General features: G+C 38.3%; 20 protein-coding genes. 3 read left to right on the top strand and 17 right to left on the bottom strand.

Features of this window, described 5'->3' with window-relative positions; all coding sequences use genetic code 11:
- Nucleotides 1–18: 18 nt before the first annotated feature.
- From porQ to IPM48_04165, 11 genes are all read right to left on the bottom strand, one after another.
- Nucleotides 19–1,086 (bottom strand): type IX secretion system protein PorQ, encoded by a 1,068-nt coding sequence (gene porQ, locus IPM48_04215; GenBank protein ID MBK9270780.1) that lies wholly within the window; start codon nt 1,084–1,086, stop codon nt 19–21.
- Between the two features lie 59 nt (nt 1,087–1,145).
- On the bottom strand, nt 1,146–1,739 hold the full coding sequence (locus tag IPM48_04210) for a toxin-antitoxin system YwqK family antitoxin (protein MBK9270779.1): 594 nt from the start codon (nt 1,737–1,739) through the stop codon (nt 1,146–1,148).
- Nucleotides 1,740–1,864: 125 nt separating this feature from the next.
- Nucleotides 1,865–3,988 (bottom strand): peptidylprolyl isomerase, encoded by a 2,124-nt coding sequence (locus IPM48_04205; GenBank protein MBK9270778.1) that lies wholly within the window; start codon nt 3,986–3,988, stop codon nt 1,865–1,867.
- 264 nt (nt 3,989–4,252) lie between these two features.
- Nucleotides 4,253–4,687 (bottom strand): hypothetical protein, encoded by a 435-nt coding sequence (locus tag IPM48_04200; protein ID MBK9270777.1) that lies wholly within the window; start codon nt 4,685–4,687, stop codon nt 4,253–4,255.
- 685 nt (nt 4,688–5,372) lie between these two features.
- The gene (locus IPM48_04195; GenBank protein MBK9270776.1) at nt 5,373–6,020 is read right to left on the bottom strand and encodes a response regulator transcription factor; all 648 of its coding nucleotides are present in this window, start codon (nt 6,018–6,020) and stop codon (nt 5,373–5,375) included.
- Nucleotides 6,021–6,059: 39 nt separating this feature from the next.
- Nucleotides 6,060–6,848 (bottom strand): hypothetical protein, encoded by a 789-nt coding sequence (locus tag IPM48_04190; protein MBK9270775.1) that lies wholly within the window; start codon nt 6,846–6,848, stop codon nt 6,060–6,062.
- A 635-nt stretch (nt 6,849–7,483) separates the two neighbouring features.
- Entirely contained in the window at nt 7,484–8,035 is a 552-nt protein-coding gene (locus IPM48_04185) for a hypothetical protein (protein ID MBK9270774.1), read from the bottom strand.
- A gap of 186 nt (nt 8,036–8,221) precedes the next feature.
- The gene (locus IPM48_04180) at nt 8,222–8,932 is read right to left on the bottom strand and encodes a DUF4197 domain-containing protein (GenBank protein MBK9270773.1); all 711 of its coding nucleotides are present in this window, start codon (nt 8,930–8,932) and stop codon (nt 8,222–8,224) included.
- A 110-nt stretch (nt 8,933–9,042) separates the two neighbouring features.
- Nucleotides 9,043–10,176, bottom strand: a complete 1,134-nt coding sequence (locus tag IPM48_04175; GenBank protein ID MBK9270772.1) for a T9SS type A sorting domain-containing protein — start codon at nt 10,174–10,176, stop codon at nt 9,043–9,045.
- Entirely contained in the window at nt 10,166–10,795 is a 630-nt protein-coding gene (gene rsmG / locus IPM48_04170; protein MBK9270771.1) for a 16S rRNA (guanine(527)-N(7))-methyltransferase RsmG, read from the bottom strand. The genes IPM48_04175 and rsmG overlap by 11 nt, the downstream gene beginning before the upstream one ends.
- Complete coding sequence (locus tag IPM48_04165) at nt 10,789–11,874, bottom strand: glycosyltransferase (protein ID MBK9270770.1); 1,086 nt, start codon at nt 11,872–11,874, stop codon at nt 10,789–10,791. Before IPM48_04165 ends, rsmG begins: the two co-directional genes overlap by 7 nt.
- 91 nt (nt 11,875–11,965) lie before the next feature.
- Between IPM48_04165 and IPM48_04160 the strand changes: the two genes are divergently transcribed.
- On the top strand, nt 11,966–16,984 hold the full coding sequence (locus IPM48_04160; protein MBK9270769.1) for a hypothetical protein: 5,019 nt from the start codon (nt 11,966–11,968) through the stop codon (nt 16,982–16,984).
- 23 nt (nt 16,985–17,007) lie between these two features.
- Here IPM48_04160 and IPM48_04155 read toward each other — a convergent pair whose 3' ends face one another.
- From IPM48_04155 to IPM48_04130, 6 genes are all read right to left on the bottom strand, one after another.
- Nucleotides 17,008–18,060: a hypothetical protein gene (locus IPM48_04155; GenBank protein MBK9270768.1), complete on the bottom strand. Its 1,053-nt coding sequence runs from the start codon at nt 18,058–18,060 to the stop codon at nt 17,008–17,010.
- Nucleotides 18,061–18,066: 6 nt separating this feature from the next.
- A complete protein-coding gene (locus IPM48_04150) occupies nt 18,067–18,978 on the bottom strand; it encodes a hypothetical protein (GenBank protein ID MBK9270767.1) in 912 nt (303 codons plus the stop codon).
- Nucleotides 18,979–19,044: 66 nt separating this feature from the next.
- Complete coding sequence (locus IPM48_04145) at nt 19,045–20,097, bottom strand: rhodanese-related sulfurtransferase (protein ID MBK9270766.1); 1,053 nt, start codon at nt 20,095–20,097, stop codon at nt 19,045–19,047.
- A gap of 7 nt (nt 20,098–20,104) precedes the next feature.
- Nucleotides 20,105–21,826, bottom strand: coding sequence for a S8 family peptidase (locus IPM48_04140; protein MBK9270765.1), 1,722 nt, complete (start codon nt 21,824–21,826; stop codon nt 20,105–20,107).
- 146 nt (nt 21,827–21,972) lie between these two features.
- Nucleotides 21,973–23,061, bottom strand: a complete 1,089-nt coding sequence (locus tag IPM48_04135; GenBank protein ID MBK9270764.1) for a hypothetical protein — start codon at nt 23,059–23,061, stop codon at nt 21,973–21,975.
- 287 nt (nt 23,062–23,348) lie between these two features.
- The gene (locus tag IPM48_04130) at nt 23,349–24,326 is read right to left on the bottom strand and encodes a polyprenyl synthetase family protein (protein ID MBK9270763.1); all 978 of its coding nucleotides are present in this window, start codon (nt 24,324–24,326) and stop codon (nt 23,349–23,351) included.
- A 109-nt stretch (nt 24,327–24,435) separates the two neighbouring features.
- Here IPM48_04130 and IPM48_04125 point away from each other — a divergent pair, with 109 nt between their 5' ends.
- Both IPM48_04125 and purQ read left to right on the top strand, forming a co-directional pair.
- The gene (locus tag IPM48_04125; GenBank protein MBK9270762.1) at nt 24,436–25,413 is read left to right on the top strand and encodes a hypothetical protein; all 978 of its coding nucleotides are present in this window, start codon (nt 24,436–24,438) and stop codon (nt 25,411–25,413) included.
- A gap of 2 nt (nt 25,414–25,415) precedes the next feature.
- Entirely contained in the window at nt 25,416–26,135 is a 720-nt protein-coding gene (gene purQ / locus IPM48_04120) for a phosphoribosylformylglycinamidine synthase subunit PurQ (GenBank protein ID MBK9270761.1), read from the top strand.
- Nucleotides 26,136–26,154 lie beyond the last annotated feature (19 nt).

The following is a 26,154-nucleotide window of genomic DNA, read 5'->3' as shown; positions in this document are numbered from 1 at the left end:
AATCATTTTTTCAATAAACTAAAGCTCTTTCTGTTTTAAAAAGCTGTTGATTTGGGTGGTCAAACCAAATTGGTTCACTCCTCCGCCAAGGTGATAGATGGCATAAGTATAATCAATTCTGAATTTGTAAATTTTTAAGCCCGCACCAAAAGAAAGACCGGCAAAAGAACTGTAATCTTTGATTCCCAATTCTTTCCTGCGCAGATGGTTGTATCCTATTCTTAGAGCAATGATTTCCTTTTTGCCCAGTAACATCTCTCCACCAAAGGCAAAATGTCTAAAAAAATTGTCGGTTATTCTGGCAAAAGCACTTGGCTCTTTTACAGTCCCAAACAAACTACCGGAATTTCTGAGCGCAGGGTCATCATAACGAACACTGTAATGGTGTAAATGGTGAAACCCGATGTGGTAAATGAACGGAAGGTGCTTTAATCTTTTGGAAAAACCTATTTCGGCAACAAAGGGTAAATTCTCTTTGGTCAGATGATAAGAATTCAAAGCAAATCCTGCATTTCTCATGACCAATGAAAGAGCAAACCTCTGGATAGGATTGAAATAATGAATTCCACCGTTGAAAGCCAATGCATGAGAGCTGTACATCTCCAGATTGGAAGAGACAAATTGTAAATTCAAACCGAAGTGAATGCGCTCGTTTAATTTTTTTGAGGCACCAATATAAAAGGCATTTTCACCTACCCCAAAGTAACCTGTGTTATTGCCAAAAATATCACTGGCCTGGATGTCTGAGGTATTTAGAAAATGCACTCCTGCCTGAAGCTGAATTCCATTTTTGAATGGTGCATGGCAATAGGCAAAATGTCCATTTTTAAGTCCTCCGGGAAGTGACTGATGCTGAAAACTAAGCCCATATTGATTGGAGTGTTGGATTAAAGAAGGATTGTGATAAGCAAGAGCCGGATCTGTCGATGCCCATGAAATGGCATAAGATCCCAAGGCGGTATTCCTGGCAGAAGCTGAAAGATTTAGAAATTGATAAGCAGACCTACCGCCTGTCTGTTGTGCCAGGATCCAATTAAATCCGGACAAGAATAATACTAGGATGGTAATTATGGTGCATCTTGACATCCACACAACAGCTTTCGATTTCAATGACATAAAATGACGGGATAGGTAGCTATAACGGATTATTCTTTGGTCCATTGTGTATGACAAATTCCCTCTTCACAAATCATGGTTTTGACCAGTACTCCAAGGCTGTCATACATCTGTAGTTCACCATGTTCGTTGGGACCGTTTTTATAAGTGCCAACTGCTTTAATCTGACCATTGGGATGATACTCTTTAAAGGGTCCATTCTCTTCATTGTTTTCCATTTGAACAATTTCTTTGATGGATCCGTCAGAATAATAGGCTTTTAGGGTACCAGACATGACGCCATTGTCATATTGAGTTTCGAGTTTTAATACGCCATTGGGATAAAATAATTTGTAGGGTCCGTGAAATACATTGTGTTTATAATTTTCGCTGGCATAAAGAACACCATCTTCAAAAATAACTCTCTCGCCATGGAGTTGACCATCCTTAAAATTTGCAGTCTCGTAGATGACGCCAAGGCTATCAAATTTCTCATAAAGTCCATTCCATGGCTTGGAAGTATCCGCAGAAGGACCGGTGATCTTTAATACCACAATTCCATTTTGGTTCCTAATTGTATGGACTTCGGGATTGCAGGCAATGAAACATATTACAACGAAAAGTAAAAATATAGTTCTTTTCATAGATCAAATAAAATGGAAACGATCATACCGACAAAACTGTTTTAGGAACAAAGCAAAAATCAAAGAGCCCTTTGTTTGGGGCAAAAGGCTCTTTTGTGTAGGATGTTTGTTGATTTTAAAATATTTTAGAAAAACTTAGATCGGTCATCCTTTACTTTATAATTTTTCTTAAGAGCTTGGGTCATATAATTCATGGAAGTATAGATGGCCGTATGTCTGTAAAATCTTCTGAAGCTTTCAATATTGCTTGATTTACCTGGATCTTTAATATTGATCATTTTAACAAAGTACACTCCGTTTTCTCCCCGGTAAGGACCACCTACTTCACCTGGTTTTAATTTTGCTATTAATGTAAGAATATCAGGTTCATAACCATAGTTGGGCATTTGTTGACCATTCACCGTCACCTCAAAGGCTGAATCAATTGGATATTGGTAAAATCCATACTGACCGTTTAGATCGGTAACTAAGCCGGCTTTTTGTTTGATGATTTGAAATTTCTTTCTAATCATGATATCGTTCTTCACCTTTTCGCGCATGGAAAAAGCAGTTGGAATTCCTTTGGGATTGATATTGGCCAGTGCGGCAATAACAATTCTATCCGTGTATCTCTTTACAGGATCTTGCAAAGAATAAACTTCCGGACTGACATCCCCTACTTTGGTTTTTTTGTCAAACGCCCAACGTACAATCTGTCTCCAAGTATTGTTGGCCTCTTCTCCTAGTTTTGTGTTCTTGTAATCATTTGCCAAAACACCAGGCATGAATTCAAGAATGTAAGTCTTTCCATCGCTGATCGCTTTTTGCAAGCTTTCCAGGGTATTGTTTTGTTCTACCAGCGATTGGGCTTCGTCCAACATCTTATCCATTATACGGTCACCTGGCTGGATAGATTCAGAAATTGTACCGAGACGAATTCCCTGTTGATTATTTAAATACTTAATATCAGTAATTTCAATGAGGTGCAAACCAAATTGAGAAGCGACAGTATAAAATTTTCCTTTTTCACCGGTATAAAACAATACATCATTGAATGGTTTTACCATGGCCCCAGCTCCTGCAAAACCGAGATCTCCTCCCTTAATTCCTGATCCAGGATCCTGGCTAAATTTAATGGCCAAACTATCAAACCTGCCCTGACCTTTTTCCAACACATTTTTAATGCTGTCTAAAAGGAGTGATGCAGCCCGATATTCTTCATTGGTAGTAACTCTGCGAAGGATATGCCTGGATTTGACGGAATCCGGAATTATTTTTTTACCCAAAATTTTACTGATCTTAAAATCTCCATTGTCCACATAAGGACCAATAATAGTTCCGATCGGGCTTTTAAGAACAGTATCCATTATTTGAATGGGAATATCCTGAATCAATGTATAGGCTTCATCCCAGGTGCCTAAATTAGAAACAATAAACAGCGAATCTTTCGTCGCATTTCTAAAAGGTTCCATTTTATCTTCCAGAATTTTCGAGATCGAAGCTGAATCTTCTGATGTAGGTACAATCCTCATCACAGCATAATTGATGTCGCGTGTTTCTTCTTCTGTCTTAAAATAGGAAGCCTTGGATTTAACATAAGCTTCAATATCGGCATCAGTTATATCAATCTCTTCGTCATTGACAACAGTATAAGGTATTCTTGAAAAAACAAATTCCAATTTTGCATTTGACTCAGCAAAATGCCTTTCACACATAAAGTTGGGCATGTAAAGTGCAGATTTGGTCAAATTCTCTAACTTTTTAAACATCCGGTCTTTAATGATCTCTTTTTGTTGAACCTGCCAAAATTCGCGGGCTTCGGCCGGAAGATCCCCGTTTTCCATACCATTTTGAAATTGATTTAACTGTTCCCGCAATACCTGACCCGTATTGGGATCTCTGAAATTCCTTTCAATAATGGGGGATAGGTTTTGGCCAAACTGAAGCTCCTGAAGTTCTGCCTCACTGACACCCATGCCATTGTATTCGGCATCCTTTTCCAGAATAATTTTTTCCAATGTCTGGTGCCAGATGAATTCCTTTCTACCATAAAAGTCCACATCCGCATTGCGATACAACACGGCTTCTGTCTTTTGGAACTCCTTCCAGCTGATTTTTTCCCCAGCCACAGAACCGAGAGCGTCTGGATTGTTAAAAAACCAAGAAGATCTGCCAGACGACATGTCCATGACCAAAAAACCTACCAGCGCAAGTGCCATAAGGATGGTCACCATCCATAGTCTTTTTCTTATACTTGTGATTAGTCCCATTTTATAATTCGTAGTTTATTGAAAATCAATATTATATATAAAAAATAAATGCTTTTCAGAAATTTTTCCAAAAAGCCCTGCAAAGGTAAACACATTTGCGTGGAATGACAAAGGCTTTTTCACTTAAAAAAGAGGGTAAATAAAAGGTAGGTATTGAAACAGCCCTCTTTCCATTTTGAATGAAAGCCATTGGTTATGTATAAAACTGCATGAAAATCTCGACAAATTGGTCAATGAACGGATTGAAAGGAAAATCTTTTGCCCCTATATTTTATCCCTTCCATCGCCATAAATCCATAGCGGAACCTCTTCCAGTCCATTGGTGTATTGATGTATTTTATCCAATGTATTTCTAGAATTTCTAAGATCTCGAAACCCATCCTGATTCATATCCAGATGCAAATCACCCACCGCAATGCAACCATTTAATTCATGGTGGAAATTGGCCACATGAAATTTTATTTCTGTGCGATTGGGGACCGCTTTCAGTTCCCATAATTTTCTTTTAAATTTTGAACTATATTCAAATTTCATCATGTACTTTCCGGCAGGTACGCATGATATATTTTTTTGATTTCTTTGCCATGCCAACTCAAGGGTTCGGCAGTTGAACAATGTTTTTACTTCGTCCATGATCAATAAAGTTCCCAAGACTTGTTTTTCTTCATAGGACCTTCTGATGACAACAAACTCTATCATTTTTTTTGTATTTATTTATTTTTCTGCATAGAAGGATAATTTGCGGTTTGGATTAGCCATGCAAAAAATGCATTTGGAAAGATTTTGAGGTAACCCAAACATAATCAACGGAAAATTCAATTCAAGTTTGTTCAATTTTAAGACAGAATGAATGATATTCCTTAAACCAAACAACATAGCTCCGTAAAAATGATTTTTCCAAAACACAGGCTTATGGGCTATTTTCAATTTTTCCATCTATTTCGATTGAATATTTTGGAACGAAAGAGGAATTTGATAGGCAAACACTTGAATAGGACCCCTCCTATAAGATTCTCCAATCGGCTTTCTATGAAGAGAAAAAGGATGTTCTCATGAGCGGGCTTATTAGAAAGGGTTTGAAAATTCCGGTCATTGGTACAAAGGCTCGTTTGCTCTTTGAAGAATTTGGCCTGGGGTTATGCAGGTGGCCAGATTCATAAGATCACGATACTGATAATGTATCTCTGGATCATTTTGTATTTGGTCTGAACCAAGAGCCGCCACAATATCAAATTTATGTGATTTCTAAAAGCAAAGGTGAGTTTTATTGACCAAATGAGCCATATAACTTTTGTTATATGCCCAGGTCAACGATTTAACTAATTAGTTAAAAAACAACTATTTACAATGGATAATTCGGAGAATTTAATTGAAATTTATATCCTTAGATCCTTGTTTTGATCTGATTCAATTTGTTGATGGCTTCGGTCCGATTGCAAACCTGGAGTTTCTCATAAATTTTATGGATGTGTTGTTTAACAGTTCCCATGGTGATCCCCATCAAATCAGCAATCTCTTTATAGAGCAATCCCTTCGAAAGGTAGACCAGCAATTCATTTTCTCTAGCTGTAATGGGCAATTTTAAATCCTGGACAGGTAACTGCATTTTTTGAAAGATTTCAAGGATTCTCCTTGCAATAGTAGGACTCATAGGCGATCCTCCGTGGTAAAGCTCTCTAAGGGCCTCCAGAATTTTATGGGTCTCTGAAGTTTTTAGAATGTACCCCTTGGCTCCAGCCTGAAGAGATCGAAATATTTTATCGTCATCCTCATATACGGTAAACATACAAAACTGAGTGTCAGGACAAATTTGGATCAGATGTTCGATGGCTTCAATGCCGCTCGCTCTTGGAAGTCCTATGTCCACAACCAGGATATCAACGGCTTGTGCAGGCAGTAATTCCATTGCATCTTCCGCCTTGTGAAAAATCTGACTACAAAGCATATCCTCCTGGGAAGATATAATGCTCCTCAATTCTTCAGCCACCTCTTCAAGGTCTTCCAATATCGCGATTCTTATTTTATTCTGCATATTTTATATTGCTGTAATGAAGGAATATAGGAATGTATTTTATACAGAGGCATGAATAGGAATGGAGAATACAAATTCAGTTCCAAGTGGCTCTCCTGAAAAATTTCCTGTGCCTCCAAGGTATTCAATTCTTTTAAAAATATTGTGCAAACCATTCCCCTTTTCCAAATTTTTGTTTAAATCAAAACCCTTACCATTGTCTTTTAAGCGAATGATCAGTTCATTTTCAAGTTGAGTTAAATCAAGGTTTACAATACTTGCTTGCGAATGCTTTGCAATGTTGTGGAATAGTTCTTTGAGCACCAAAAATATGTTTCTTCTATTTTCACCGCTGATGGAATAATTTAATAGGCTTTGATTCTGATTCCACTCAAGCTGGATGTAAATTCCTGCAAAATACTCTGAAGCATAACGGCGAATGTAAATGAGTAAATTTTCAACAGTATCAAATTTGGTATTCATGGCCCAAATAATTTCACCCATATTTCCTACCAATTTTTTACTTTGTAGATTTATTTTTTGAACCAGACTTCTTTCTTCTTCTGATATTATGGATTTGGTAAGTCTTTCACTTAAATAGCTGATGGTGGTTAAACCTGATCCAAGATCATCGTGCATTTCTGATGCAATCCTGTTGCGTTCATTTTCCAATGCGCGCTGTTGAGCAAGGATCAATTTTTGCTCTCTTAGCAGCTGATCTTGTTGAAATATCAATGACTCGTATTTTCTTTTTTGGTAAAGGACAATAAACCAAATCAGGAATCCTGCAAGCAGGACTGGCATGACAAATGCAGCTACAACAATTTTGTAGATTAGTGACTCTTCCATAAGTGGCATAAAGATACAGCCAAATAGGAAAGACTTAAAAACGAATTGCCGATAGAAACCAAGGAGTATAGAGAAATATTAAATTCCCTGTTGTGTTCAATAATTTGATTCATAAACAACAGGATTGGGAAGGAAGACGTGTAAAACAAAAGGATTCCGATGGACAGCCAAAAGAGTGGCAAGGTTTTTAAGTCATAAAATACTGCGTTCTGAAGCAAGCTCTTTAAATACCATCCAATCAGAAAAAGAACGTAAATCATGGCCAGGTTGTACGTGAATACATTGGCCACGTGAAATCCCTGAAAAAAAAAGAAATTGACCCTGGATGCGACGAACAGTAAATATCCCAAATAGCTGACTGGATGTCTCCATCCAATTTGTGGATTATAATTAATAAACAAAAAGCTGTAGTAGGAAAAAGTTAAGATATAGTACACATTGTATACTATAAGGTTGGATTGAAATTGGATGGCGAAATATTTAGCAATGACAGCCTCAGTGAGAAAGCATATCAACACGAATTCAAAAAAAAATGCGAAAGTTAACTTTTTGAGAAGTCGTGCAATGAAAGCAAAAAATGTTGCGACAAATAATATGTATATATATAATGTCAAGTCAAATTACTAAGAAAAAAATTAATAATACATGAGATCATTAATTTCAGCGGAAGGACATCTGGGAGGACATAAATTTCCAAAATTGACCAAAGGTAGTCCCTGAGTGGGATTTCCCTGTCCATCCGTCGATTGAAGGATCAATGAGAATCGGTGCAGGTATTCGGGCCGATTATTTTGTTCGAGATAATTGGCAATCGCAGTTGTATTGCCATAATGTCCAAAATAGACTCGAACTCCTGAGCTATTATTGGAATTCAGATGATTGATCAATGTTTCAAGATCAGCCTTGCTGAAATAAACTGATTTCTCGATACTGTCTCTTTTTCCTTGTCTGGTCGTAATATTCCTCATCATTGCAATGGTATCTACCCAACTTGACACCATACTTACTGCAAGCGCAAAATCGATTGTTTGTAATAAGCTTTCTTCCCCCGGGTCGATCTGACCTGTTTTATTAGAAGCATTAGGATTGGCTTGATTTAGCTGTATTGGTGAATCAGTAGAATTTTTAAAACCAGCCAGAAGAATAAGTGTAAAAACAATGAATAGTAAAAGCAGCTTATTTGTCATTTTTGATAGTTTTGAGTAAATAAATAATTCACTGCAAAAGTATCAATCTTCAGTCAAAGTGGACATATAACTTTTGTTATATCACTTGATTTCTCCCTAAAAATGCAGCTTTAGCGGCACATTTTATCTTTGTTCAAAATGAAGGTGCATGCTACGGAACAATTTGGTAAGGCCGTGTATTAATTTTTATGGGTCTTGTTTGGAAAAAACCCGTTTAAGCAAATCCGAAGTCCTGGCCGACAAATTGATTCGGATGTTTTTTTCTTCAATTGCGATCGTTTTAAACAAAGCGTCCAAAGCGAGATTGACCACATGGTCTGAAATATCCGGGTTTGCTTTCTTCACCAGGGGTATCTGATTATAAGCATTGACTGCTGTGCTCCAATAGTCTATTGCTCCAAATTTATTCAATGATTCAATTACAACAGGTTTAAATTCACTGTACAAGGTGCTTCGGGTGGTTCGAATCAAATATTGCGTTGCTGCATCTTTCTCTCCTTTTAAGATTCCCCAGGCATCCGCTACCGTCATTTGCCTGATGGCACTGATAAATATTGGTTTTGCTTTGATGGCTGCGTCTTCAGCCGCTCGATTCATTTTCTCCACCACATTTTCTTCTACCTTGTCAAATCCAGGTACTATTCTGAGTTTATCAGCAACAGCTTTGGCATCAGGGGGTAATGCAATTTTATAGATGCTTTTGTAAAAGCCGTCTTTGGCAGACAACAAATCACTGCCTTTGGAGGTGCCATTTCCCAATGCTTCTTTCAATCCCGCTACGACATCTTCAGTACTCAGTTCACCCAAACCGGCTTGTTTCAATAACTTACCAAGCTGAGCATCGCAGGATGAAAACCCAAAAAGCAGTAAAAGCGAATACAGAATTCCTTTTTTCATGTACATTTGATTTTTTCATTAGACAGCAAAAGTAAATCTAAAGTTAGTCAAACAAGGTTAAAACTTTGTGAAAAACATGCTCTGTCCAATGAGCCTGCTGCCAGCAGATCTTACTTTTTATAAAAACCGATCTTGTTAATTTTATGGTCACTGATCACACTGACAAGATAGAATCCTTGAATCAGATTGGATAGAGAGATGGTATTTGTTGGATCAAATGTGCAGATGGGTCTTCCCAACAAATCATAGAAAGTCACAAATTGATAATCTGTTGGAAAAATCTGTGCGATTTCGCTACCAGGATTGGGAAAAATAGAATATTTGTGATCTGATTCTATGTCATTGGATTGAAGCACTTTATCCAGAGAGGTTCTCATTAGTGTGCCACCATTGCGAAGAAGCGAAAAATATTCATCGCTTATTACGATCTCTGATTCGGATGTAAAGCTTAGGCCTTCTTTTTGACTGAGATAGGGGAATCCAAGCTCACGCACAGGAGAATTAAAAATTCGATCTGGCTTTAAAGGGTAAAACAACCATGCCTTGTCATAAGAAAGCAATATTAGTTTGCCATGGTCTGGACTTATTGCAGCGCCAGTTACCCAAAATTGTTGCATCAACCCATTTCCAGTGTAAAAACTATCTACCAAATGGCTTTTGTAAAAACCCGGCTGATCCGGAATAGTATGTTGGTAACAATATCCGCTGAAGGGGTTGGTGCGATTTTTAGAAAACAAATGCAAGCTATCATTTATCCAAACAAAGGCTTCCATGTCAAAATTTAAAAACTGTCCCGAAGGAGGAAAGGCAAATTGATTGGAATATTCAAAGTGGATCTGTTCTGCTTTGATTTCACTGGAATCTGCTCTATCCAATCCAGATATCTTGTAAATCACAAGATTCTTGCGGTCATTGCTATTGTTGCCAAAATCTCCGATGTAGATATTTTTCAATGAATCCATGCAGATTTCTTCCCAATCTACATTTTCCGCGTTGGTAATTCTAACCGATCGGAGAATTTCACAATTTTGATTGATTTCAAAAAGTATTGGTTCTCCTCCACTGTCGTTGTGTGTCCAAAAACTGATGCCATTATATAGACTAATCAAACCAGAACTTTCTTTGACTTCATCAGGTAGTGTACAAAGAATTTCAACGTCCAAAACTTGAGCTGCTAATTTAAAATTAGCTATAACGATCAAAAAGAATAGTCGAAAAGTCAATTGAATGGGATTAAGAAACATAGACCAGAAACTTTGTGTCAAAATATGGTTCAGTTAATTTCTCCTTCAATGGCCAACAATCAATCATTTTTCTACCGCGGATCTGATCCATTTCTTCTTTCAGATCCCCACCTTTATATGCAATTAGACCATTTGGTAATGCATTGATGGATTTGTGCAAAAGCAGGGGAGTGGACCATTCCATTAAATGGGACAGTGGTGCGACTGCCCTGGATACAATGTAGTGATATTTGAAAGGATGTTCTTCTGCCCTGGCATGTACGGCACGTGCATTTTCAATTTTTAATGCTTCAATCACGGATTGTACTACTTTTATTTTCTTTGAAGTCCCATCGATCAGGGTAAATTCAAGCTGGGGAAATAGGATGGCAAGTGGTATTCCCGGAAATCCTCCGCCACAACCCAAATCCAGCACCTTGGTTCCGTTTTTCCAATTTACATACATTCCCAAACTCATACTGTGCAAGACATGATGAAGGTAAAAAAAATCCATATCTTTCCTGGATATTACATTGATTTTCTGATTCCACTCCTTGTACAATGGAAAAAGCAATTCCAGTTGTTTAATTTGTCGCTCTAGTAGATAAGGAAAGTAATGAAGTATTCTATCCATCACCATTTGGCAGGTTTAATCCAAATAAACGGTGCCTGAACCAATAAAAAGACAAGATAAATTGGTTCCAGAAAAGGAAATTTTAAAACCATATCTCTTGATTCCAACTTTTGTGCCGAAAAGGCAAAGATAAACCAAACCACCAAGAGTCTGATCAAATACATCAATATTATACAATTCCCGAATGATGAAAAGATACCAAGGATTAAGAAAAAATAAAACAAGATGAGACTGAAATGATACACTCCTAAAAACAGACGGTTTTCCCAATTGTAATGTCTAGCTGCAGCAAAATGTCTTCTTCTTTGTTGAAAATAAGATTTCCAGTCGTTTTTTGGTTCTGAAAATACCATGCTGTTTGGAGAAAGGACGACAGCTGTGGAAACAAACGGACCAATTTTATTTACAAAAAGATCATCGTCTCCAAATGGAATGTCTAAGTTCAGCAATGAGGGATTAAAAATTGATTTGTGATAAAGCAAATTTCGTCCGACTCCCATATAGACTTTGCCCCTTAAAGCTGAAGATAAATATTGAATTCCATTGAGGGTACTTTCAAATCGAATGATTAAGTTTAAGATTCCGGTTTTGAAAATGTAAGGACTAAATCCCAACACCATCTGATCTCCTTTTATTACAGGAGTTGTCATTTCACGGATCCAATACTCTGAGACTGGAAGACAATCGGCATCTGTAAGAAGGAGATATTCATATTTTGAGGATTCAATGGCTCGGATCAAAGCCGGTTTTTTCCCTGCCACCGTCTTGGTTTCGAAAATGTATTTTAAGTTTTTGAATCCAGTGAATTCATTTTGTATATACTCTTTCAAACCATCGGAGGAACCATCATCAGATATGATTATCTCGAATTGCGGATAATGTTGACCGGACAAAACCCTCAGCAATTGGATGATTTTTTCCTTATGGTTGTGGACACAGATGATCACTGACACAGGAGGAAGTCTCTGGTTTGATTGAGATTCCGGACTTTTTGGTACATAATGTACCAATCCTGCAAAACAAATCAACCATATAAGTATTTGTATGACAGTGTTTAATACCAAGAGCAAATCTATTGGAGCCAAATCAATGTTGAATTTATTAATTTTACAGGAAAATTATTTAATATAATCTATTTTCATCATATATTTGCTACTGATTATTATTAATTTAAATATGATTCAAAATAAAATCGCCACTTTTGGTATATTGGTTTTTAGTTTAATTGTTTGCACCGCAGTTGGACAAATGCGCTTTGATGGCAAATTCATGTTTGGCAATGAATGGATCAAAAAAAATCAAAGGTATTATAAATTGTCTTTGGCAAAAGATGGAATCTATCGCATTCCCTATCAGACCTTGGTGGATGCAGGTTTACCGGTAGGTACAATACCCGGAGAGCAGTATCAACTGTTTAGGTTCGGGAAGGAAGTTCCAATATTTGTAAATGCAAAGGGACCTTTGGGACCGGATGATTATATTGAATTTTATGGAGAAAAAAATCGGTCAGAATTGGATGCCGCTTTATTTGCTCAGGGTACTCCTATGGTTAACTCAGAGTACAGTATGTTTACAGATTCTGCAGCTTATTTTTTAAGTTGGTCTGATCAGATTTCATCAGAGAGGATACAATCCATCACAAATGATCTCTCTAATCCGCTGCCAAAGGATTTCTACTATATACAAAAACAGACGGTATCTTTTGAGGAAATGGCGACAAAACGAAGTTATGGTTATCGCAATTCTCAAAAACTTCCTGACTTTGATGAGGGTCAGGGCTATGCAACCAATGGTTTTTCTAATCGCGATTTCAACATCAGTTTTCAACATCCATATCTGCAGGGAGATCAGGCCAAAGTTGAAGTCACTGTTTTTGGGCATGGAGAAGATTTCACATCGCATCGGGTCAATTTCTCCATAGATAGTCAACCAAAGGATATCATTTTATTTCCAGGTTTTAAAGTGAGGAAAGCAAACTTCACTTTGTTTGCAGACGAGCTCAAAAACCAAATGGCACTCAATGTACTGGCCAATGGAAATTCTGAAGATCGCATCAGCCTTTCCACCATAAAACTCGAATACCAAGCAGAATTTTTATTTGATCAGAGGAAAGAAGCGCTTATTTATATACCGGCCTCAGTCATTCGAAAAAATCTAGAAATTGAAGATTTTGATGGTGGCGATGAGATAATCATGTATGACTTGACCAATAATTTCCACCTGATCAGCAAAAGGGAACCTTCCGGCATCTATAAAATCTCCCTACCTCCTTCCGAACAGGAAAGGAAATTGCTCATCGTTTCCAACACCGCCATCCGTCCAATATCAAACTTATTCTACACCGAGTTTAATCATTTTAGTCCTGAGGAATACAACTATGTCATTTTGACTTCAAAGCGTTTGATGGATATTACTTTGGGCAATGGTATGGTTCAGGAATATGAAAACTACCGCAAAAGTGTTTCCGGTGGAGCCTATCGCGTGATTACAATCGCAGTTGAAGATTTGTACAATGAGTTTGGTTTTGGAATAAAGGGGCACTCAATTGCAATAAGGAATTTTTACCAATATGTCCGTCAGCTCTGGCCCGAATTGAAACACACCTTGATTATAGGTAAAGGATTAGAATATCAAATTGATCGCAGAAATGGACAGGATCTAAACAATTTTGTCCCGACCTATTCCATGCCGGCTGCAGATTATATGCTGGTTTCTGATGAAAACAGAATGCCTTTCCTGGCATTGGGTAGACTGCCCGCGGTTAATGGCGATGAAATTAAAACCTATCTTGACAAAGTCAAAGAACACGAAAACGCCATTCAAAATACTGCACATATTTTGGAAAACAGAGAATGGATCAAACGGTTTGTGCATCTTTCGGGTGGTGATCCAACTCTCTTTACCACCATATCCAATCAATTGTCGGCCATGGAAGAGGTCATCGAAAACAATTCATTTGGTGCGGATGTAGAAACATTTTACAAACAAAGCTCCAATCCAATTGAAGTATCAAGCTCTGATAGACTCAAATATCTGGTGGACAATGGTGTCTCCGTGATTTCTTTCATGGGTCATTCTCTGTCAACACGGCTTGATTTCAATTTGGAAAATATTTCGAGTTATCAAAACAAAGGAAAATACCATGCCTTTGTGGCGATGGGCTGCTATGCGGGACAAATGTTTGAAAATGTGAGAAGCATTAGTGAAGTACATAATCTTGCAGCAGATCGGGGTTCAATTGTTTATCTGGCAAATTCAACGGCTGGTTTACCTTATATTCTTTCGATATACGGTGCAGAATTTTATCACCAAATTGGACAAGAGAGATATGGTTTGACCTTGGGTGAGGCTGTTCAGTATTCCAATCGTAAAATGATGGAGGATTTTCAAATTTTTAACAATGAGGCCATTGCTCATCAGGCTTTGTCAATCAGTTTCAATGGAGATCCTGCCATCCGTTTATTGGCATCTGAAAGTCCCGACTTTATTCCTGATGGGTCATCTGTCAAAACCAATCCTTCCATTATTTATGCCGATCAAGGGGAGTTTGAACTGGAATTGGACATTGTCAATCTTGGAAAGTCGATTAAAGATTCAATCAGGATATTCATACAAAATGAAAACTCTGCGGGTAAAAGAGATACAGTTTTTTATGATTTGGTTTCCTCACCTTCTTCAAGAGAAAAATACCATTTTAAGATTAAAATACCAAAGACCAATTCTGTTGGTTTTAACAAAATATTTCTAAAAGTCGATGCAGATCAGAATATTCCGGAAAGTCCGTTGCCGATTGCAGAAGAGAACAACGACCTGTTCAGTTCTTCCGGAGAAATTGGGTTTCGATATGTAGTTTTGGATAAGGATGTATTTCCAGTGCATCCACATGAATTTGCAATTATAGATCGCGACAAACCTGAGTTGATTGCAAATACAGGAAATATGTTTTCCGGTGCCAGTCCGTATTTTTTTGAATTGGATACCACAGAGAATTTTAACAGCCCTCTTAAGCTTGAAAAGTCAGTTTCACAAGCGGGTGGAGTGATTCGGTGGACGCCGGAACAAACTCTGATTTCTGACAAAGTGTATTATTGGAGAACAAGGCCTGACAGTAGCACTAATGGCGTATTGGCTTGGCGTTCTAGTTCTTTTGTTTACATGCAGGGGGTAAAAGACGGTTGGAACCAATCCCATTTTTTTCAGGATCTTAGAAATGATTTCAACAATATAAAATTAGAAGAACCTGAAAGAAAATTTGAATTCAAAGAAGTTCTTGAAGATTTCAGAGTATTTAATGCAGTAACCAGAAATTCCCATTTTCTGAGACCCAAGGTATTCTATCAGGGCGAAGTGAAAGTGGACTACAATGAAGATATTTATGGTTCAGATTTCAGTGGTATTTTGGTGACGATCTTTAGTCCGGTAGAAGGCAATCTTTGGATCAATCAAACAGGAGCTGATTTTGGAAGTGTTTCGCTACCAGGAATTGCAGGCCGACCAATGTTTATTTTTAAAACTGAAACCAAAAATCAGCGCGAATCATTGATGCGCTTTTTAGAAAATGACATTCCGAAAGATGCTGTGGTGAGTCTTATGACCCTCGTTCAGGAAAATTATTCTTTTTTTCCGGAATTATGGGACAGTGATGGGATCAAAAATCTATTCACAACTCTAAAATCTCTCGGCGCTCTTCAGGTAGAGAATTTGAAAATGTTGGGTGATGTACCCTATATTTTTATTTATAGAAACAAAAGAGCAGATTATATACCAAGGGAGAAATTTGGAGATTTTTCAGGAGAAATTGATTTGTCGCATTATATCCCGGTGCGATTGACTTCAGGCCATATTGATTCAAGAATAATTGGACCAGCAAGCTACTTTGACAAATGTCTATGGAAAGTTGTTGATACCAGCCAAAATATAGATCAAGTTAAGTTGGACATTGTAGGTATTGATCCCCAAGGAAGAGAGTCCATTTTGTTTTCTGACATTTCCGTGAGCGAAGTGGATTTGCGAAACATCGATGCGAAAAATTATCCCAGATTAAAGTTAATATGGTCCTCTAAAGATTCGATGGATAGAACCTGTCCGCAAAAGGAATATTGGAGGGTTCTGTACAAAGGTCTTCCAGATGTCGCCATTGATTGTGGAAATGGATTTGTCAAAAGTGCAGATACCCTAAATCAAGGTGAAGTTTTCAGACTTGATTTCAACGCTTCCAACATCAGTCAGTTTGATATGGATAGCTTGCTGGTAAAATTTACCCTCGTCGGGCCAAACAATTCATCTGAAACCATCATTGCCAGAATAAGTCCTATAAAATCTCAAGAATCCATTCGCATACCATTCGCAAAAAACACCAGCAGACTGTTTGGAGCCTATCAATTGTTTGTCGAACTCAATCCTGACAATGATCAATCAGAATTGCATCATTTCAATAACATTGGTGTGATCAATTATTTTGTGACAAAAGAAAGGAGGAGGCCAAGGTTTATTCTCCGGTTCAATGGAAAGACCATTGAAGATGGAGATTATATTTCTGCTAAAAGCAAAATTCAGATTCAAGTGAGAGATGAAAATTTGGCCTTTCCAATCGATGACACTGCATTGTTCAGCATTAAGTTGAGATATCCCGACCGAAGCATCCGAGATATTTTCTTTAGCCAAAACAACGTTCAATTTGTCCCGGCTGTGTTCGGTCAATCACGCAACGAGGCTATTGTTATTATTGATCAGGAGTTTGTTGACAATGGCACTTACGAGATTATTGTCAGAGCCAAGGATCATAGTGGAAATTATATTTCAGATGCGGAGATCCGTACCAGCTTTAAAATCAAACAGGAGATTAGTATTTCCAATCTCTTTAATTATCCCAATCCTTTCAAAGTCTGGACAAAATTCGTTTATACCATGACAGGTACTGGAACACCTGAATTTTATAAAATCCAAATATTTTCCCAATTAGGTAGAATCGTAAGAGAAATCGATCAAACTGAACTAGGACCCCTGCATCTTGGCACCCACATGACAGAATACGAATATGATGGAACCGACCAGTACGGTATGAAACTGATCAATGGTGTTTATTTTTATAGACTGGTGGTCAAAGATCCAGCAGGAAATGAAAGAAATCCTTTGCAAAATGGAACGGATCAGTATTTTAAAAATGGCGTTGGAAAAATGCTTATATTGAGATAATCGGAGGATTTTGTTTTCCTATATTATGAAATGGCCAACTTGTATTGGTAACAAGCATCTAGAAAAAATTTGTTGGTCCAATTGACACTTTGTAAAGGGAAATAGTCAGAATACCAAGGGACGGACGCCGGAAAGGACCCATCCAAAAATCGCTTGCTTGAGTGTTTCTGTGCTCGGATCAATCCCTGTAATATCAATTGTGATGATCGCAACAATAAATTTTCTTTTCGACTGAGATACATTTTTAACAACAAACTTGCCATCTGAGCTTCTCCGGTCAGACATCTAAATCGATAATTTCTTCTTCCTTCCTGATCGATCATGGCCCACAATGTTTTAGTTTTAAGAATCTCGATGGATTCGTTTTCAAGGATTTCGAAAATCTCATTTAATACCTCCTTTAAGTTCAATAGGCTTGCAATTTCAAAAAAGCCTTCCATGGCATACAAAACAGTATGAGACAATGCAGCTTGTAAGGGATAAAATCCGGCGTTTCTAAAAAGGCATTTTTGATCACGGTTTTTCCAAAGCCTTTCAAAACTTTTTTGAAGGAGTTGTTTTTCCTCATCTGATTGAGCCAACATCAACATGGGCCATATCGCACGGGCATAATAAGATGGAAAATATCCGTTGACATACAATCCCTCTGTCCATAATCCTTTTTCATCAATCTGTTGCAACAACCAAGATTTTGCTTTCCCAATGGACTTTTGGTATTTTGGATCTGGGGAATGTAAATGCGCTTCAGCAAGTCCAAACAAAATTTGAGCCGTATTGAAGGAGCTTGATCTCTTTTGTTTTGTTCCACTGTGATAGCATCCCGAAGGGTCCTGAATATTTGTCAGCCATTCAGCTGTTTTTAAAGCGATCGTAATGTCTTCTTCTCCATTGTTATTTTTATAAAGGAAATTCTCGATGAGATATCCGCTGGTTTCGGGGTAAGGATTTCTCCAGGCGCAAAATTCTGGCAGCCAGTTCCGTCTGCTGTGGGAAAATCCTCTTGAATTGAATTTGGAAGCTGTGTAGCGAAGCCAATTCATCGCTTTTTTTTCTGCTAAAAAAAGTTCCCGCTCCATCCAATACTACATTTTGTGAATATAAATGTGCCTAAGAATTTTAGAATGAATGATCTTACCATAGATATAACCACAGGTCTCTGCTCCAAAAGATTTGTATTTCTGCATAATGTCTCCCACCGATGAGCCGTCAAAATGAAAGTGAACGGATTGTTGGATGGATTTTTCAATCAGATGCCAAAGCAAGGCCGTATTGGCAGATCGGATTTTTTGATCATCTGAAAGTACATTGACCAAAAGATAGCAGTCCGATTTCCAGTGAATTGTCATCGCCGAAGACATTATTTTCTCCTCAAACACCGCTGCTGTAATTTTTAATATGCCATTCGGATGAAAAGCACCATACAAATTTTGCACCATTTCAGCAGTTAATCCGGAAGTTGTATAGTAATTGCTGCTTCTAATCAAATTTGAAAATTCAAGTGGCGAAATTTCTTTGAACTCAATATTCGACTGTATGGCGTGGACGATGTGATTCCGGGTGTTTCGATACATCTTTTGCCATAGTTGATCGATGTCATTTTGACCCCTGATGTAAGCGGATGGTGCCGTTTGATAAAATTCATTTTGGCTTTTATCAACCGAAGCATGTTGGATACTTCCATGAAATTTGCAGGTAATCAAATCAAAGGAAGTCAAAATGGTTTTTAACATTTTCAATAATTCGATTTCCTTTAAGTAGGATTTGTAACTGTCCGGGAAGTCAACCTGATGATCGATAAAAACATTGTGGGGTGTAAATTTGGGACATTCTAAAAAACGGTACTTCCAGGATTTTCTAAATAAGAAGCAAGCAAATAAATGACTTCTTTTGTATTCAAACTCAATTTGTATTTGTTCTGTATCAGGAAACAATATTTTTGACCAGCAACTTTGGGTAAAGAGATCCTTTCTATCAAAATTAGGTTCAAGCTTCAATGGATTGGTTTAAAGAACAATTTTGTTCAGATTTTTCTTCGCAAGATTAGATGGACTGCCACAACATTAGGAAAGATTCAAGCCCTGATCTGGTTTGAGGGCTTTGTATCTTCCTTTGGAAAAAGCAGATCCGTTAAATCGAATATTTTGTTGTTGTAATTTTTCTTTTTCTTCTTTAGGGAGTTGTACGTAATCTGCGCATTTTTTAGAACAGCATCGATTGTATTTGGCAGCACAATTCGGACATTGGATAAATAAGATATGGCAATGATCGTTGAGACAATTGGTATGACTGTCACACGCAGCACCGCATTGGTGGCATTTGCTGATGGTTTCATCTGAGATCTTTTCTCCAAGCCTTTCGTCAAATACGAAATTTTTTCCAAGGAATTTATTTTCCAATCCTTGTTCTTTTACTTGTCTGGCGTATTCAATGATTCCTCCGTTGAGTTGATAAACGTCTTTAAATCCGCGGTACTTCATATAAGCAGATGCTTTTTCACATCGGATACCACCGGTACAATACATCAATACTGGTTGTTCTTTCTTGTCTGATAGCATGTCTGCAATGAGGGGAAGTGATTCTCTGAAAGTCACCACATCCGGAGTTATGGCATTGTGAAAGTGACCAACTTCGCTTTCATAATGGTTTCGCATATCCACTATGATCGCATTTTCTTTGGACGAAAGTTCGTTAAATTCTTTGGCATTCAAATGGACGCCAGTGTTCGTTACATCAAAGCTCTTGTCGTCCAGACCATCAGCCACTATTTTTTTCCTCACTTTGATAATTAATTTGAAGAAACTGCGACCATCGTCTTGGATGGCATAATTCAGACGGATGTTTTTGAGAAAAGTAATTTCGTCCTTTAACGCAATCAATTTTTCCAATTGCGATTCTGGAACTGAGATTTGTGCATTGATGCCTTCATTGGCCACATAAATTCTTCCAAGCACTTGAGCCTCACTCAACAAGACAAACAAGTGGTCCCTGAATATCTGAGGATTTCCAATTTTGTGGTATTTGTAAAACGAAATGGTTTTTCTGACCTCATCGTTGTTCCGCATTTTTTCCAAAAGCACCCTGCGGTCTATTCTGTTGTACAAGAGTTTTCCCATCGTCCCATTAAATTTTGATCAGTTTGTGCCAAATGGGTTCATTGGATAAATTTACCAAATAGACCCCTTGATTCAAATTTTGTAGATTGATTTGATGGGAGCTGTGATTTTCTTTTGAAAAGTAAACCACTTTGCCACTCAAGTCTGTGATTGTAACGGTGTAAACACCTTCTTTGGTGGAATGAACGCTTAGAATATCTTTTACAGGATTGGGTAAAAGAAAACTTGTTTTTGGAGTTGAATCCTCTTTTTTTAATTTTAATACGATGGCTCTTCTTACGGCTTCAAGCGCCATGATCTTGCCGTATCCATACATCTGATTGGGCCTGGCAGTTGAATCTAAACCATCGCATTGCACAGAAGCATCATGCATTCTTGCAGATTGCTGGATGATCTCCCGAATTTTTTCTACCTGTCCGGATAGCTCAGGGTTGGCCTGTATAATTAGTGCCACCAATCCGGCAACATGTGGACCTGCCATGCTTGTGCCATTCCATGCTTCCAGATTACCGGAAAGCGGTCTTGACAAAACTCCGCTTCCAGGAGCTACTACATCGGGTTTAATTCTAAGACTACTATCAATATATACAGGTCCGATGCTGCTAAAAGAACTGATGGTATCATTCTCGGCAAATGAACCAACGGTAAAGCTATTTTTGAATATAGCGGGCGGAAAGGCAATACTACCACAGTTGTTTCCCTGATTACCGGCAGAAACTACCACCACCACACCCGCCAATGTGAGGTGATCAATCACTTCTTCCATAAAATGAAAATTGTCAGGATGACATCCCTCCGAAAGGCTGCAATACCAACTGTTGTTGATGGCATGGGGTGCAAGATCAGTCCTGGGATTCATTCCATTCAGATCGGTTGGTGCCAGAAAAAATTCAAAACACTCGATGTAAGTAGAAGGCGCACCATTGCCGCGTTCCATGTTTCTACAACCAATCCACTTTGCTCCGGGTGCTACTCCATAAGCCAAATCATCCGTATAACCGACCATGGTACCGGCAGTATGGGTACCGTGTCCGTGATCATCGCAGGGCTCTGCCAGCTTAAGGCCACAGGGATTGATGCTGTCAGAACTAAGCGGACTAATCTCGTGGATGGCATCGTGCCAGTTGTAGTTATGATCCGCATCGGAACCATTCCAACCGCGGTACTTTTCTTTAATGCCGACCATATCCCATTTGTATCCTGTGTCGTGACCAGCCAGGATGACCCCTTTGCCGTCGATTCCCATTTTCCAAACTTCTTCTACAGCCATTCTCTGAAGCCCCCAGGTCAAATCAGGTCCGCGGGATTGTAAACTTTGCAGATCTGAAGAAAGATTAAACGATAAGTGGATGGCCTGGTCGAGGACAATCGACGAAATTTCTTTTCTTTTGACAAGCAATTCCAATTGATCAGAATTTATTTCACAGCGGATTGCATTGACAATCCAAAATGAATTGTGTGGTATTTGATGTAGGTTTAGAAAATCCAACAAGGGTCTTTGTGTTTGGCGGGCATGGCTGATCAAGACATTGTACACATAAGAAGTCTTTTTTTCTTTGGTCCAGCCTGACTGATATTGTGCAAAGACTGGTTTTTCTTTTAACAAGAGGATTGCATTGGCACGGCCATGATTTTCTATATGATGGATAAGACTCTGGGACAACTTCACTTGAGCATTGCCATTGAGCAAGAAACAAAATATCGATATTTGGAAAAGGAGATACTTCACTTTTAAAAAATTTTGGCAAAGATACGACAGACACATCTTGAAATAAAATCAAAGAATGGGCTGGGCAAAACAACAACAATAAAAAAGGGGTACCTTCCCTGAGGAACGTACCCCGTATATTAACAAGGGTGTTATTTATTGAAATATTACTTTTTGGTATTGAACCCCAGTGAGAGGCCTATCCTTGGGCTGTCTTTTCGCAATACAGTGTAAAAATTGACCGGAAAATTCATGGATCCGCTTCTGAAAGATTTACCCAAAGCGACCACCAGGCCACCTTCGATCTTCACGTGCCCATCATTGTGCAGGGTTGGTCTTTCACTTCCATCCGGAGACTTGCCCGAAATCCATTTTCCATCCTGATAAAAACCTTCTCTTCTTTTGGTGATCGAAAAATTGGTTCCAATTGCAAACTCAAGTCCTGATTTATTGGAACGTACACCATGAAGGATGGCCAATGAAGGGATGAAACTACCTTGTTCAATTCCATTGATCAATGGAATGAATTCAAACAATCCCTGGATATTTCCTTGGTTGAGGTAAGAGACTTCAAACTGGTATCCAATGTGGGAAGCCACCGGGAAGGTACCCCAGCCACCCTGGTTCTGTGGTCTTCGGTAATCCTTTCCGTCTGTTCCAAAAAGTACTCCAAACCCAAATCTGGGTCCGCTCAGGTTAAGCCTGCTGATATTGGGATTGTTGACCTGACTTTCCAGAGTCTGTGGAGAAGTGACTTGTTTTAGGGACTGTTCATCGACATTGAGATCATGCATTTTGCGCAGGGTAATCTCAATCATCAAGCCTATTCTCTCTTCCAATGCAAGGAATTCCATGGAATAAGATTTGTCCATTTGTCCAGAGGCAACATCCAAAATGCGGAAGTTTAAATAAATTTTATCTCCGAACCGCTCAATGCTACCTCCAAGTATTTTGGTAGATCCTGTGATTCTACCCAGATTCTCCATGCAAGATTTGCTGTGGCAGTCAGCCAATTTAAATCCATTATCGGCTGCAGCTTGTTCACCGTCTTTACGGTTGCTTACATCGTAGATATTGATACCACGGAGTTGGTGGATAACAAGATCTGGCAACAAAGCGCTGTCTTTTTTGATGCCTTTAATGTCAATGCCTGCGACAGTGACAATGGGCAGGGCTGCACTTGCAGCTACTGAGTAAGAGAATGTTTTTAAAGTCAGAAAAGCAACTAAAATTGGTTTTAAAATTTGTGTTTTCATTTGTTAAAATTTTGTTGAGACAAAGGTCAGAGTAAAAAATTTTGACCTGAATCAGATTTGGATAAAAACACATTTTTATTTATATAATATATAAAATACTATATATCCAGTCTATTGTAGAAATATTTCGATGATAAGTTTGAATAAATGAAGTCAAATCAAGCTTTAAATTTCTGAAAACAGGGATTGGCAGTTATTTTTTCTTTGAAAAGTCAGTTATCGGGTTGCCTCAGATTTTAAACCAACCCATGCAAAATTGGAACCCAATTGAATTTCTAAAAAACTTTTTATGTATTTCTCTCTGTCACAAAATGGCAAAGCTGTTGTAAAGCTTGTCTGGCAGGATTGTCTTCAAAGCCATCCAGGATGGCCAAGGCTTTTGACTTATATTCATGCATCATGTCGCTCGACTGTTGTACTCCTTTATTGCGAATGATAAAAGAAACTGTATCAGCGATGATGGATTTGTCCAATGAATCCTTGCGAATGCCGCGGATGATTTGAGAAGATTCTTTGTCGGGTGCATTTTCTAATGACAAGATAAGTGGCAAAGTCATTTTCTTTTCTTTGATGTCATTGATCAGGGGTTTACCGATGGAGTGATCGGATAAATCCATCAGATCATCTTTGATTTGAAAAGCGATGCCCAATTGGATGCCAAATTGCCAGATTTGATCCAACTTTTCTACATCATTGGTGACGCTCTGCGCTCCACAAGTCACTGCTGCGGCGATGAGGGAAGCTGTTTTTTTCTGAATAATTTCAAAATAAACACTGCGGTTGATGTCCAGTCTTCTAGCTTTTTCAAGTTGAAGTAACTCGCCTTCACTCATATCGGTGACTGCCCTTGAAAGTATTTTAAGCATTCCAAATTGGTCTCTTTCCAATGCAACCAACAAACCTCTTGACAATAAATAATCTCCGACCAACACAGCAATCTTATTTTTCCATAGTGCATTGATGGAAAAAAATCCCCTGCGCTGATCAGAATCATCCACCACATCATCATGCACCAAAGTGGCAGTATGCAAAAGTTCCACCATGGTTGCTGCCGTATAGGTGTTTTCATTGATCTCACCCAACATTTTGGCAGAAAGCAAACTTAGTATAGGTCTGAATTGCTTTCCTTTGGTTTTGACAATATAATAGCTGATTTTATCGAGCAAGGATACCCTGCTGGCAATGGCCTCTCTAAAATGCTGGTCAAATTGACGCAGATCTTCTTTGATCAGATCTTTGATGGTATGTAAGTTGACATTTTGCATGAGAAGTCGCAAAGATAATTCAGTAAGTTATCTCAGAGGTATTGTTTGAAAAGCTGCTGGCCAGAGGGGTTTGTTCTATTTTCCATATATTGTGCAAAAATTTGGGATCTTGCTTCAGATTTTTCGTAAAAGCCTATTATTCAACATTCTATTAATTATTCCATACGCATTCATTTTGCGTTTGGGATTGTATTTTAATTCAGGCAAGAGTCCCATCTACGAAAAGGCATGGATCTACAACCATCTGGCAGATCTCTTCCATTTAAACGGTCCTTATCAATATCTTTGGAGCGCGATTCTAATTATTCTCCAGGCATTTTTGCTAAACCATTTGGTCAATAAATTCAAACTAAATCCAGAGGGCCAATTGTTTGCAGGTGTTGTTTTTATTTTATTGTCTGCAATGCATCCATTGACCGCCAACGTTGGTCCGGTGATGTTGGGGAATGTATTTTTAATTTTGGCCATCACACAAATTATGGGCATTTATATCAAGAAGCAAACAGCCTTACATTTGTTCAATTTTGGTTTCTTCGTTGGGTTGGCAGCAATCCTGTATCCTCCTTTCATCTGGTTTCTTCTGATTGGATTGGCCGGACTAACCATTCTCAGGAGCATAAATGTCCAAGAATGGCTTCAAATGATGTCAGGAACGATCACCATTTTGTTTTTGGTCTTTACCATTTGTTATGTAACTGGAAGCGAAAAGATATTTTACCAGTTGCAGATCAAAGCTTATTTCAGTTCATCGATATTTAATTCTGTAAGCGGCGCAAAAGGACTTATCGTTTTGTTTATTTTGTTGATTCTTTTGATTGTAACATTGATTCAATACAATTTTTACAAAATCAAACGAACAGTAATAATTCAGAAATACTATGATTTGATGTTTTGGATAACTCTCTGCAGTTTGATTTCCCTCTTTTTTATGAAATTTGATAATTGTTCACATTTGATTTTATTGATGACGCCCCTTTCCGTATTGCTTGGACTTTTGTTGACCAAGATCAAAAACCCATTGCTTTTAGAAACACTTCACCTTTTGTTTGCTTTTTCTGCTTTATTTTTGCAAATTCAAAACTGGTAAATATGAATTTTGGCGTAATTACTTTTCCCGGATCCAATTGTGACGATGACATGCATTATGTCTTGGGCGAAGTTTTTGGACATAAAGTGAGGAGGATCTGGCACAAAGAAACCAGTCTACATGGGATCAATCCCGGAGATTGCATTGTTTTACCGGGTGGGTTCTCTTATGGCGATTATTTGAGGTGTGGGGCCATCGCGAGATTTTCACCCATTATGGAAGAGCTTATTCGTTTCGCCTCCGATGGAGGAATGGTGATCGGTATTTGCAATGGGTTTCAGATATTATGCGAAGCTGGACTTTTGCCAGGTCAATTGTTGCTCAATCGCGATCAGCTTTTTATTTGCGACAATGTATGGATCAAACCAAACAACAACCAATCTGCACTCACCTATGATCTGGATGTCAACAAGACTTACTCCATTCCCATTGCACATGCAGAAGGCAGGTATTTTGCCGATGCTTTGACCCTGGATCGTTTGCACAAAAACAATCAGATCCTTTTTCAATATTGCGATGAGAATGGGCTGGTAAATGAAAAAAGCAATGTCAACGGATCAAGTATGAACATCGCAGGAATCTGCAACGAAAAAAGAAATGTGTATGGAATGATGCCACATCCTGAACGCGCCTCCGAGTCCGCATTGGGAAATACGGATGGAAAGGAAATTTTTAAAAGTTTGTTCAGTTGGATGAAGGAGCACCATGCGCTGCTGGCCTGATAATAGAAATCCTTAAAAA

Source organism: Saprospiraceae bacterium (genome assembly GCA_016715965.1).
Classification (GTDB): domain Bacteria; phylum Bacteroidota; class Bacteroidia; order Chitinophagales; family Saprospiraceae; genus Vicinibacter.
This window is presented reverse-complemented; position numbering and strand designations above follow the sequence as displayed.